This is a genomic window from Rothia santali (genome assembly GCF_024199905.1).
In the GTDB taxonomy this organism is placed as follows: Bacteria; Actinomycetota; Actinomycetes; order Actinomycetales; family Micrococcaceae; genus Rothia; species Rothia santali.
Genome location: NZ_JANAFB010000014.1, coordinates 70210 through 81529, shown reverse-complemented (window position 1 = coordinate 81529; position 11320 = coordinate 70210). Strand labels below are relative to the sequence as shown.

Here is an 11320-nt window from a genome sequence, read left to right as displayed (position 1 = left end):
CGAGGGGAAAGAGAGACGGGCCGGGGCCGGGCCGGCGCCCGCCGTCGACCGGTGCCCGCCGCGGCGGGCCTGCCGGAAGGGGCCGTGCCCTCGCAGGGAGGGCCGTGCGCTCGGGGGAGGAGGCGCGGGGCCCCGGCCCGGATACCATGATGTCCACGGGACGTCCGTCCCGTCTTCTCGAGCGATCGCACTAGGAGCCCGCCCGTGTCACCCCGGACCAACGGCCGCAGCGGCGGCCCGCGCCGCAGCCCGATCCGAGGTCGCGGCGGCGTTCCGCGTTCCGGCCGCGGCGGCGCCCCGCGCGGCCGCGTCAGCCGCCAGAACCGGGTCATCGCGATGGCGCTGGTCGGCGTCGTGCTCCTCGTGGTCCTGGCGATCCGGTGGGCCACCGGGGACCTGGACCTCTCGGGTGGGCAGGCGGCCCCCGAGCCCACCTCCCTGAGCGCCCAGGAGGCCCTGCGGGAGCTGGACGGCCTGCAGGTCGCGGCCGAGGTCCGCGAGGGGTACCAGCGGGAGCGGTTCGGCGGCGGCTGGGGCGACCTCGACGGCGACTCCTGCGACACCCGCCAGGAGATCCTGCAGCGGGACCTCGACGACGTCGTGGCCTCCGACGGCTGCCGCGTCGACACGGGCGTGCTGAAGGACCCCTACACGGGCGAGGACATCCGCTTCACCCGCGGCGCGCAGACCTCCTCCGAGGTGCAGATCGACCACGTCGTCGCGGCGGCGCAGGCGTGGTACTCCGGGGCGTACGCCTGGGACGAGGCGGAGCGCGTGGAGTTCTTCAACGATCCGGACAACCTCCTGGCCGTCGACGGGCCGACCAACAACTCCAAGGGCGCCAAGAGCGCCGCGGAGTGGCTCCCGGGCAACGCGGCGTACCGCTGCGAGTACGTCGGCCGCCAGATCCACGTGAAGGCGAAGTACCACCTCACGGTGGACAGCGACGAGAGCGCGGCGATGCGCCGGGTCCTGGCCGCCTGCTGAGTCGCGGGGCGCGCTCAGGCGGCCGGCAGCGTCTCCGCCGCGACCACCCGCTCCTCGGCCCGCGCCGACCGCCGCGCCGCGGCGTGCCAGACGAGGAAGGCCAGGCCGATGAGGTTGATGGCGATGTCGCTGACGAGCAGGAGCCCGGTGTTGTTCACGGCGTAGTCGTGGTTCACCACCGACTGGTAGATGTGGCCGCCGGCCGCGCCGAGGCCGAAGATCACGGCGCCGATCACGACCGCCGCCTTCGCCCGCAGCTGCGCGCCGCGCCCGTAGGCCATGATCGCCACCAGGGCGAAGGCGAGGCTCGAGAGGGCGAGCTCGAGCTGGAACGGCGACTGCGCCCAGCCGATCGTCCGCGCCGCGAAGTCCCCGAAGACGGAGTGCATGACGAAGTTGATGGCCATCGCGACCCCGAGGCCGTAGAGCAGGAACGTGTCGAGGAAGATGCCGCTGACGGCCGACGCCGTGCGCCCCTCGCGCAGGCGGGCCACGCGCACCGCGGCCACGAGGAGCCCGAGGACGAAGCAGCTGGTCATGTAGTTGCCGATGACGGCGGACAGGACGTCCGAGATGACGGTGGAGATCATGGCGGGGCTTCCGTTCCGGGAATTCTCGGGGAGCCGCTCCTGTGCGATGCGCCCGGGCGCCGACCGGCCGAGAGGTGGTGGGGCGGGTCGGGATCGGCTCGCTGAGGCCGAGGATAGTGCGCGACGGGGCCGCGGGTCAGTACCGGACGCCATTAATTCGATTCGTGACAACGCGTTGACTAGTGCGAATCCGGAGGTGCACGCCTCACGCGGCCGCGATGGGTACACTAATGATTGGTGCACAAAACGTTGCGCGGACCGAGCCGAGGGGATGGAAACGTGGAGAAGCCGACTGGGGACGACGCCTTCACCTGGGGTTTCCGCATCAGGTCCCGCCTGATCTTCCTCCTCCTGCACGTCGTCGGGCCGCCGCAGGGCAGCTCCGCGAGCGATCCCCGGCTGCGCGAGAAGCGCGAGTACGACCGGCGTCGCGCCCTGCACCGCGAGTGGCTGCGCGGCCAGGACCAGGGCGCCTGATCCGCAGCTGGGCCAGGGCAGGGCGCCCGAGTCGCTGGCGAGGCGAGAGCCAGGACGCCTGAGCCGCCGGCGGATCCCGGCGCCGCCCGAGGTGAGCGCTGCCCGAGTTGAGCGCCGCCGGGACGTCCCGTGCGGCGTCGGAGCAGTGTGTCTTGCCGCGTGCTAGCGATTTTCGGAGGTTTCCTTCCGAAGATCGGTCCGTGCCGAAGCGAGCGCGTCACCCGATCGAAGCCCCGCGGTGCCGAGGCGAGCGCGCCGACGGACCGGAGAGCGGCGGAGTCGATGACCGGAAGCAAACCTCCGAAAATGCGTAGTACGCGGCAGGACATCTGCGCCTCGTGACGAGGATTCCGGCCCTCCGCACCCGACGGTGTCAGCCCGGCAGGTCCCCCGAGGCGCGGGCCGCCGCGATCAGCTTCAGCATGCTCGCGTGCAGGGTCGTCAGCTCCTCGACGTCCATGCCCAGCCGCTCCATCATGGTCCCGGGGATCGACTCGGCCCGCCGGCGGAGGCCGCGCCCGGCGTCGGTGAGGAGGATCGCCAGCGATCGCTCGTCGTCCCGGTGCCGCTCGCGCCGCACGTAGCCCAGGGTCTCCAACCGCTTGACCAGCGGGGAGACGGTGCCGGGGGTCATGCCCAGCTTCCGGCTGAGCTCCTTGAGCGAGAGGGGGTCGCGCTCCCAGAGGGCGAGCATGACCAGGTACTGCGGGTGGGTGAGGCGCAGCGGCTCCAGCACCGGCCGGTACGCCGCCACGATGCTGCGCGAGGCCAGGGAGAGCGCGAAGCAGATCTGGCTCTCCAGGGCCAGGGGATCCTCCGGCGCCGCGTCGTCCATGGTGCCCTCCCGAACCCTCGTCCTGCCTCGGCGACCCGTGCCCGCGCCGCCAGCCCATGATAGCGGAGCGTTGCTAGCATCGGTCCCGAGCCCAAACCGAGAGGATGCCATGACCACGCTGCCGTTCCACGAGATCGACGTCTTCTCCACCGGTCCCTTCACGGGGAACCCGCTGGCCGTCGTCGCCGACGCCGACGACCTCGGCGCCGAGCAGATGGCCCGCATCGCCGCGTGGACGAACTTCTCCGAGACGACCTTCCTCCTCCGCCCCACGCGCCCCGGGGCGGACTACCGCGTCCGGATCTTCACGCCCCACGGCGAGCTGCCCTTCGCCGGCCACCCGACCCTGGGCACGGCCCGCGCCTGGCTGGACCTGGGGCACGAGCCGGCCCGGGGCGCGGAGATCGTCCAGGAGTGCGAGGCGGGCCTGGTCCCCGTCCGCCGCGAGGGCGATCTGCTCTCCTTCGCCACACCGCCCCTCCTCCGGGAGGGCCCCCTCTCCGCGGCGGAGGTCGAGGAGGTCGCGGCGCTGCTGGAGCTTTCCGCCGACGACGTCGTCGCGGCCGCCTGGGGCGACAACGGCCCGGGCTGGCGCATCCTGCAGCTGCGCGACGCCGACGCCGTGCGCCGCGCCGCCGTCTCCTCGCACGACCACGGGCTGAAGTTCGGCCTCGTCGGCCTCGAGCCCGAGGGCGCCGAGACGGCCTATGAGGTGCGCGCCTTCGCGATCGGCCGCGAGGACCCGGTCACCGGGAGCCTCAACGGCTCGATCGCGCAGTGGCTCCGGGGAAGGGGCCTGGTGCCTGCCCGGTACACCGCGGCCCAGGGCGGCCAGGTCGGGCGGGCCGGCCGCGTCGAGATCCACGACGACGGCCGGGAGGTCTGGGTGGGCGGCCGGGCGACCGTGCGCGTCCGCGGCGAGATCCACGTCTGACGTCCGCGGCGCGCCGGGGCGCCGCGCCCGGCACCCCGGCCAGATTGCCCGTCGCCTCGGCCAGGCTGACGGGCGCCCTGGCCAGGCTGACAGGCGTCCCGGTCGATGGCCCGGCCCGGCCCGGTGGCCCGGCCCGGCCCGGCGGCCCGGCTGCGGCTAGGCCCTCTCGGGCCGCCCGTCGACCAGCCGGGGCAGCCCCACGGGTTGTCGTCGCGCAGCGGCTGGGGCGGGCGCTCCTGGGGGAGGCCCGGGTAGGCCGCCGGGGGGAGGAGGCGCTCGATCGCGGCCGGGCCCACGGACGTCGTGCCCGGCGCGGTCGAGGCGGGGTAGGGCCCGCCGTGCTGCTGCGCGTAGCTCACGGACACGCCCGTGGGCCACTGGTTCCACAGCACGCGCCCGGACTTCTCCGCGAGCACCTCCAGCAGCCCCTCGACGTCGCAGTCCGGCTCGGAGTGGACCGCGGCGGTCAGCTGGCCCGGGTAGAGCGCCGCGATCTCGGCGAGGTCGTCCTGCTCGCCGTAGGTCACCACCAGCGAGGCCGGCCCGAAGCACTCCTCCAGCAGCTGCCGGGCGTTGGCCCGCAGGTAGTCGGCCTGGGTGATCAGGATGGCCGGGGCGGGGTCCGCCCCGGGCCGCACCGCGCCCGAGCGGCCACCGCGCAGGGGGTCGACGCCGTGCCGCGCGCTGAATTGCGCCAGCGTGCGCTCGTACTCCTCGTGCAGGCGGTCGTTGAGCATCGGCGCCGCGCCGGGCAGCTCCGCCTCCCGCAGCAGCTCGACGATCCGGGACTCGCGGGGGACGATCAGCGTCCCGGGCTTGGTGCTGATCTGCCCCATGCGGCCGGTGACCGACTCGATGAATCCCTCCGTGATCTCCTCGGCCCGGGTCTCGGCGGCGCCGCGGGTCACGAAGACGGGGTTGTTGCTGCCCAGCTCGCCGTAGAAGGGGATGGGGTCGGGGCGGCTCTGGGCGAGGTCGAACAGCGCCCGGCCGCCCGGGATGGACCCGGTGAAGCCGGCGGCCTTGACGGCGCGCGCCGTGACGATCAGCCGGCCGGCCTCCGTGCCGTAGACGAGCGAGAAGATCGCGGGGTCCGCCCCGGCCCCCTCGATCGCCGCGGAGACCACCTCGGCGGTGGCGCGGGAGAGCTCCAGGTGGCCGGCGTGGACCTTGACGATGACGGGATTGCCCGCGGCGAGCGCCGACGCCGTGTCGCCCCCGGCCACGGAGAAGGCGAAGGGGAAGTTGCTCGCGGCGAAGACCGCGACCGGGCCCAGCGGCTCCTTCATCCGGCGCAGGTCGGGGCGGGGGGCGCCGGCTGGCCACTCCGGGTCCGCGTGGTCGATGCGGGCGTCGAGGAAGCCGCCCTCGCGCAGGGTCTCGCCGAAGAGGCGGATCTGGAAGGTCGTGCGGGTGAGCTCGTCCGTCAGGCGGTCCTCGGGCAGGCGGGTCTCCCGCAGGGCGATGGGGACGAGGGCTGCGGCCGCGGCGTCGAGGGCGTCGGCGATCGCGTCGAGCACGCGGGCGCGCTCGCGGGGCGGGGTGCGCTTCCACGCGGCGTAGGCGCGGGCGGCGTCGGCGACGACGTACCCCACCTCCTCCGACGAGGTGACCCGGACGGTGGAGAGGGTGTTCGAGGCGGTCATGGCGTCCCTTCTGACGGTCGGTGCGGCGCTGCACCCGGAAGCTGAGGGCCCACGGATGCTGAGGGCCCGCGTGCCGTCCCGGCGACGTCGGCGTCGCCCACGAGACCCCCGCATCGTGACGCAGCTAACAGGTGCTGGTTACTCGTCACCCTATCAACCCAATGGACCCCGGGGAGGAGGCGCAGGCCTACGGGTCGCAGTGCTCCACACCGGTGGAGAAGGTTATCCACATCTGTGGGTATCGGTGTGCATACATCGAACACGTCTGCGAGGCGATTTCGCGACGAGGGGGTGTCCGCGGCATGAAAAGCGGATGAAGCCGGGGTTTTCGCGGTGCCGGGAGGGCTCGAACACCATCGGTGTGGACGGGCCGCGCCTCGCGTCGTCACCTGTGGATAAGAGCTGTGCACACTCTGCGCCGCGAGGCCCTCCGTGGGAGCGCGGTACGCCTCTCCACCCCGGGATCATGCGGATCGGAGCGGTGGTGCGCACCCCAGTCCGGCCCGCGGGCGTCGTCCACAGAAACCGCAGCTTATCCACAATCGTCCACAGGCGCTCGGGATGTACCGCCGAGTTCTCCACGGATTGTGCAGAGATTTATCCACAGGTGTGGATGAATGTGCTGGAAAAGTGGGGGTCGAAGGGCCCTCGCCGTCCACATGCCTCTCGTCGTATACGCCGAGAGCACTCCAAACCCCCGCCGTGCGGGACCTCGGAGGCCGCCGAGGTTCTCCCAGAGCGCATCGACCGTCTCATGACGGCTATCACGAACCACGCCCGTGTAAGTTCTCCACACTGTGGGTAACTCTTGTGGATAGGCATGCCGGGAGTGAAATACGTCGTCCCGCGGGCCGGATCGCTAGGCTGGAGGGCAGCGGGCGCGACGACGCCGCCCGCGCCAGTGACAAGGGGTGCCCCGCGCAGGCCGGGGCTGAGATCACACCCTTTGAACCTGATCTAGCCAGCACTAGCGAAGGGACCGTCACCATGACGACTTCACGCCCACCCCTCGGCCCGGACGCCATCGTCGAGTGCGTCGACGCCGTCCGTCGGCAGAATCCCCTGGTCCACGCGATGACCAACTCCGTGGTCCGCGAGATCAGCGCCAACGTCCTCCTGAGCATCGGGGCCGCCCCGGCCATGGTGGACAGCCCCGAGGAGGCGGGTCTGTTCGCCGCGGGGGCGGACGGCGTCCTGGTCAACGTGGGCAATCCCTCCGCGGAGAACTTCCTCGCCTACCGCGCGGCCCTCGACGTCGCCCACGCGGCCGGCATCCCGTGGGTCCTGGACCCGGTGGCCGTGGGCGGGCTGCCGCCGCGCACCGAGTTCGCCCGCGAGGTCCTGGCCCTGCGCCCGGACGCGATCCGCGGCAACGCGAGCGAGGTCACCGCCTTGGCCGGCCGCAGCGCCGGCGGCCGCGGGGTCGACTCGACCGACCCGGTCGAGGCCGCCCTCGGCGCGGCGGCCGAGCTCGCGGGGCGCACCGGGGGCGTCGTCGCGGTCTCGGGGGAGCGCGACGTCGTGATCTCCGAGGAGGGGACCACGTGGCTGACGAGCGGTCACGCGCTCATGCCGCTGGTCATCGGCACCGGCTGCTCGCTGGGCGCGGCGGTCGCGGCCTACCTGGGCGCGGCCCGGGCGCACGGGCTGTCCCGGCACGCGGCGGTGCTCGCCGCGCACGCCCACCTCGGTGCGGCGGGCGTCCTGGCCGGCCGCGTTGCGCGCGGCCCCGGCTCCTTCCACGCCGAGTGGCTGGACGCGATCCACGCCCTCGACGGCGCGGGCGTCGCCGAGCTGGTGACCCTCGAGCACGAGGCGGGCCTCCCGTCCGCCGCGGAGGGCGCCCGATGATCCCCGCCGGCATCGACCTCTCCCTGTACTTCGTCACCGACACCGCCCTGTGCGGCGGCCCCGAGCGCGTCCCGGAGGTGGTCCGGGCGGCCGCGCTGGGCGGCGTCGGGGTCGTCCAGGTGCGGGACAAGCAGGCCGACGACGCCGCCTTCGAGCGGCTCGCACGCGCCTGCGCCGCCGCCCTGGCCGGCGCCGAGGAGGAGACGGGGCGCCGCGTCCCGCTCGTGGTCAACGACCGCCTGGCCGTCGCCGCGGAGCTGGGCCTGCACGTGCACGTCGGCCAGTCCGACGCCGCGGTCGAGCAGGCCCGCGCCGCGCTCGGCCCCGACCTGATGGTGGGGCTCAGCGTCTCCACCCCCGAGGAGACGCGCCGCGCGGTGGGCCAGGGGCTCGCGGACCTGGTCGGCATCGGCCCGGTCTGGGCGACCCCCACCAAGACCGATGCCGCCGCGCCGCTGGGGCCGAGGGGGTCGCCGAGTGCGCGGAGCTGGCGCGGGCCGGCGGCCTGGCCAGCGTGGCCATCGGCGGGATCGGCGCCTCGAGCGCGTCGCTGCTCGCGGGCGTCCCGGTCGACGGGCTGTGCGTGGTCTCCGCGATCGCCGCGGCGCCCGACCCCGGGCGGCCGCCGCCGCGCTGCTGCGGGCCTCCCGCACGGCCCTGAACGCGGCGGGAGGCCGGCGATGACGGCCGGGGCCCGCCCCGCCACCGCGCTCAGCATCGCCGGCTCCGACCCCTCGGGCGGGGCCGGCATCCAGGCGGACCTGAAGACCTTCTCGGCGCTCGGCGTCTACGGCATGGCCTGCCTTTCCGCGCTGACCAGCCAGAACACGGTCGGGGTGCGGGGTGTCCTGGAGGTGCCCGGGCAGTTCTGCGCGGCCCAGATCGAGGCGGTGCTCGACGACGTCCCGGTGGACGCCACCAAGATCGGCATGCTCGGCGGGGCCGCGACGGTCCGGGCGGTGGCCCGGGTGCTCGCGGCCCGCCGCCCCGAGCTCGGCACGCTCGTGCTGGACCCCGTCATGGTCGCGACCAGCGGCGACGCCCTCCTCGAGGACGGTGCGGCGCGCGTCCTGATCGACGAGCTGGTGCCGCTGGCCGACGTCGTGACCCCCAACCTGCCCGAGGCCGCGGCGCTGCTGGGCGGCGTCGAGGAGGCGGACGACGTCGCGGGCATGCGCCAGACGGCGGTCGAGCTGCTGGGCCTCGGCCCCCGCGCGGTCCTGCTCAAGGGCGGGCACCTGGACCGCGGTGAGGCCGTGGACGTCCTGGCCCTGTCCCGCGACGGGGCCGCGCCGCTGGTCCTGGAGTGGGCGGCGCCCCGCGTCGCGACCCGGAACACCCACGGAACCGGCTGCACCCTCTCCTCGGCCGTGGCGGCCTTCGCGGCCCGGGCGCGGACGGCGGGCGCACCCGCCGGCGCCGAGTCGAGCGGGACGGCGTCACCGGGGCTCGAGTCCCCGGGGCTCGACGACGCCGCCCTCACGGCTGCGGTCCGCTCCGGCAAGGAGTTCCTCACCCGGGCCCTGTCCGAGGGCGCCGCGTGGCGGCTCTCCCGCACGCCCGAGGCCGGCCACGGCCCGGTCAACCACCTGGCGCAGACCCTGCGCTGACCGCCGCCCCGCATCCGCCCGACCCCTTCAGGAGATCCCCGTGAACCCCGAGACCCTCGCCCCCCTCCGCCCGCTCCGCTGGGAGACCGGCGCCTTCACCGCCTCCCTCTGGTCCGACGCCGCCGAGATCATGGGCCGCGTCCGGTCCCTGCCCTTCCTGACCGGCCTGGCCGACGGGACGCTCGAGCCGGAGACCTTCGTCGAGTACCTCCAGCAGGACTCGTTCTACCTCTCCGGCTACTCGCGGGCGATGGCCCTGCTGGCCAGCAGGGCCCCCACCCCGGCGGCCGCCGAGTTCTGGGCCGGCAGCGCGCAGACGGCCGTGGCCGAGGAGAAGGCGCTGCACTCCCAGCTCATGAGCGACCCGGCGCTGGCGGGGATCGATCGCCCGAGCGCGCCCTCGCCGACCACTCGCGGCTACATGCACACCCTGATGGCGGCGTGCGCCTACGAGCCGTACGAGGTCGGCGCCGCCGCGGTCCTGCCCTGCTTCTGGATCTACGCCGAGGTGGGCGCGGACCTGGCCGGGCGCGCGGCCGCGGTGGAGGGCCACCCGTACGGGGCGTGGGTCGCGGAATACGGGGACCCCGCGTTCGCCGAGGCCACGCAGGCCGCGATCGTGCTGGTGGAGGAGGCGGCGGCCGGCGCGGGGGAGGCGGGCAGCCGCCCCTCCCCGCGCCGGCATCGGCCCCCGTCAGCACCGACCACCACAGGAGAGCACCGTGGCCACCCGACTCAAGAACTTCATCGACGGCGAGTTCGTCGACTCCTCCGCGACCGAGGTCCTGGACATCGTCAACCCCGTCAACGGCGAGAAGGTCGCCGAGGCGCCGATCTCCACCGCCGAGGAGATCGACGCCGCCTTCGCGGCCGCCCAGCGCGCCTTCACGACCTTCCGCCGGACCACTCCCTCCGAGCGGCAGAAGATGCTGCTGGACCTCGCCGACGCGATGGAGGCCAACGCCGAGCGCCTGGCCGACGCCCAGCACCGCAACACCGGCCAGCCGCGCGCGACCATCACCTCCGAGGAGATCGTGGGCGGCGCCGACCAGTTCCGCTTCTTCGCCGGCGCGGCCCGCACGCTCGAGGGCAAGGCCGCGACCGAGTACGTCGGCGACCACACCTCCTACGTCCGCCGCGAGCCGGTGGGCGTCGTCGCCCAGGTGACGCCGTGGAACTACCCGCTGGACATGGCCGTGTGGAAGCTCGGCCCCGCCCTGGCCGCCGGCAACACCGTGGTGCTCAAGCCCTCGGACACCACGCCGGAGTCGACCCTGGTGCTGGCCGAGCTGATCGCGGAGATCTTCCCGGCCGGCGTCGTGAACATCGTGCTGGGCGACGGCGGGGTGGGCGCCGCGCTGGTCGGCCACCGCACGCCCGTCCTGGTGGCCATCACCGGCTCGGTGCGCGCTGGCCGCGCGGTCGCCCAGGCGGCCGCCGAGGACCTCAAGCTCACCCACCTCGAGCTGGGCGGCAAGGCCCCGGCCGTGGTGTTCGCCGACGCCGACCTGAAGCGCACCGCGCGGATGCTCGCCGACTTCGGCTACTTCAACGCCGGCCAGGACTGCACCGCCGTGACGCGCGTGCTGGTGGAGGAGTCGGTGCGCGAGGAGTTCACGCGGCTGCTCGTCGCGGCCGCCGAGGACACCGCGACCGGCTCCGAGGACGACGCGGAGAACTACTTCGGCCCGCTGAACAACGTCAACCACTTCACCACGGTCATGGACAAGCTCAAGGCCCTGCCCGAGCACGCCGTGGTCGAGACCGGCGGGAGGCAGCTGGGCGAGAAGGGCTTCTTCGTGGCGCCGACGGTCGTCTCCGGGGTGCGCCAGGACGACGCGATCGTCCAGGACGAGACCTTCGGGCCCGTGCTGACGGTCCAGGGCTTCTCCTCCGAGGAGGAGGCCGTGGAGCTCGCCAACGACGTCCGCTACGCCCTGGCCTCCTCGGTGTGGACCTCGAACCACGGCACCGCGATGCGGGTCTCCCGCGACCTGGACTTCGGCTGCGTGTGGGTCAACACCCACGTCGTGCTGGCCGCCGAGATGCCGCACGGCGGCTTCAAGGAGTCCGGCCACGGCAAGGACCTCTCGCAGTACGCCGTCGAGGAGTACACCCGCGTCAAGCACGTGATGCACGACCTCACGGCCTGACCCGCCCCCGCCGGAGCGCGACCCGGGCGGCCGACCTCGACGTCGGCGGCCCGGGTCGCGGCCCGTCCACCACAGAACTCATCAGCGAAAAGGAAGCACCGACCATGTCTGAGATCACCTACCGCCTCCCCCAGGAGATCCGCCTGACCGGGCAGTTCCCCGGCCCCCGCTCGCAGGAGCTCGCCGAGCGCCGCGCCAAGGTCGTCCCGGGCGGCGTCGCCAGCTCGGTGCCGGTCT

At 74.0% G+C, this 11320-nt stretch carries 8 protein-coding genes, 2 pseudogenes and 1 riboswitch; of the genes and pseudogenes, 7 read left to right on the top strand and 3 right to left on the bottom strand.

Annotation, left to right across the window (positions count from 1 at the left end; all coding sequences use genetic code 11):
- Positions 1 to 204: 204 nt before the first annotated feature.
- The gene (locus NBM05_RS07535) at positions 205 to 987 is read left to right on the top strand and encodes an HNH endonuclease family protein (protein WP_254166261.1); all 783 of its coding nucleotides are present in this window, start codon (positions 205 to 207) and stop codon (positions 985 to 987) included.
- A 14-nt stretch (positions 988 to 1001) separates the two neighbouring features.
- Here the strand turns inward: NBM05_RS07535 and NBM05_RS07530 are convergent, their stop codons facing one another.
- On the bottom strand, positions 1002 to 1577 hold the full coding sequence (locus NBM05_RS07530; RefSeq protein ID WP_254166260.1) for a DUF6790 family protein: 576 nt from the start codon (positions 1575 to 1577) through the stop codon (positions 1002 to 1004).
- 279 nt (positions 1578 to 1856) lie between these two features.
- Here NBM05_RS07530 and NBM05_RS07525 point away from each other — a divergent pair, with 279 nt between their 5' ends.
- Positions 1857 to 2054, top strand: a complete 198-nt coding sequence (locus NBM05_RS07525) for a hypothetical protein (RefSeq protein ID WP_254166258.1) — start codon at positions 1857 to 1859, stop codon at positions 2052 to 2054.
- Positions 2055 to 2427: 373 nt separating this feature from the next.
- On the opposite strand, the gene NBM05_RS07520 is transcribed toward NBM05_RS07525, so the two are convergent.
- A complete protein-coding gene (locus NBM05_RS07520) occupies positions 2428 to 2889 on the bottom strand; it encodes a MarR family winged helix-turn-helix transcriptional regulator (RefSeq protein WP_254166256.1) in 462 nt (153 codons plus the stop codon).
- A 109-nt stretch (positions 2890 to 2998) separates the two neighbouring features.
- Here NBM05_RS07520 and NBM05_RS07515 point away from each other — a divergent pair, with 109 nt between their 5' ends.
- A complete protein-coding gene (locus tag NBM05_RS07515; protein ID WP_254166254.1) occupies positions 2999 to 3823 on the top strand; it encodes a PhzF family phenazine biosynthesis protein in 825 nt (274 codons plus the stop codon).
- Between the two features lie 392 nt (positions 3824 to 4215).
- On the opposite strand, the pseudogene NBM05_RS07510 reads toward NBM05_RS07515, so the two are convergent.
- A pseudogene (locus NBM05_RS07510) lies at positions 4216 to 5469 on the bottom strand (aldehyde dehydrogenase family protein); the annotation flags it as partial.
- An 897-nt stretch (positions 5470 to 6366) separates the two neighbouring features.
- Positions 6367 to 6466: riboswitch (TPP riboswitch) on the top strand.
- Here NBM05_RS07510 and thiM point away from each other — a divergent pair.
- The 4 genes and pseudogenes from thiM (at position 6457) to NBM05_RS07480 (ending at position 11083) form a co-directional block, all read left to right on the top strand.
- Positions 6457 to 7320 (top strand): hydroxyethylthiazole kinase, encoded by an 864-nt coding sequence (gene thiM, locus NBM05_RS07505; protein ID WP_254166253.1) that lies wholly within the window; start codon positions 6457 to 6459, stop codon positions 7318 to 7320. (Overlaps the previous riboswitch by 10 nt.)
- Complete coding sequence (thiD, locus tag NBM05_RS15655) at positions 7317 to 8930, top strand: bifunctional hydroxymethylpyrimidine kinase/phosphomethylpyrimidine kinase (RefSeq protein ID WP_309248136.1); 1614 nt, start codon at positions 7317 to 7319, stop codon at positions 8928 to 8930. The genes thiM and thiD overlap by 4 nt, the downstream gene beginning before the upstream one ends.
- A gap of 130 nt (positions 8931 to 9060) precedes the next feature.
- Positions 9061 to 9510: pseudogene (locus tag NBM05_RS15880) on the top strand (TenA family protein); the annotation flags it as partial.
- A gap of 142 nt (positions 9511 to 9652) precedes the next feature.
- Entirely contained in the window at positions 9653 to 11083 is a 1431-nt protein-coding gene (locus NBM05_RS07480; RefSeq protein ID WP_254166250.1) for an aminobutyraldehyde dehydrogenase, read from the top strand.
- Positions 11084 to 11320 lie beyond the last annotated feature (237 nt).

Bases quoted from the DNA above. Each gene is read 5' to 3' on its own strand.
- thiM (WP_254166253.1), top strand. From the start codon at position 6,457: ATGACGACTTCACGCCCACCCCTCGGCCCGGACGCCATCGTCGAGTGC.
- thiD (WP_309248136.1), top strand. From the start codon at position 7,317: ATGATCCCCGCCGGCATCGACCTCTCCCTGTACTTCGTCACCGACACC.
- NBM05_RS07515 (WP_254166254.1), top strand. From the start codon at position 2,999: ATGACCACGCTGCCGTTCCACGAGATCGACGTCTTCTCCACCGGTCCC.
- NBM05_RS07530 (WP_254166260.1), bottom strand. From the start codon at position 1,577: ATGATCTCCACCGTCATCTCGGACGTCCTGTCCGCCGTCATCGGCAAC.
- NBM05_RS07520 (WP_254166256.1), bottom strand. From the start codon at position 2,889: ATGGACGACGCGGCGCCGGAGGATCCCCTGGCCCTGGAGAGCCAGATC.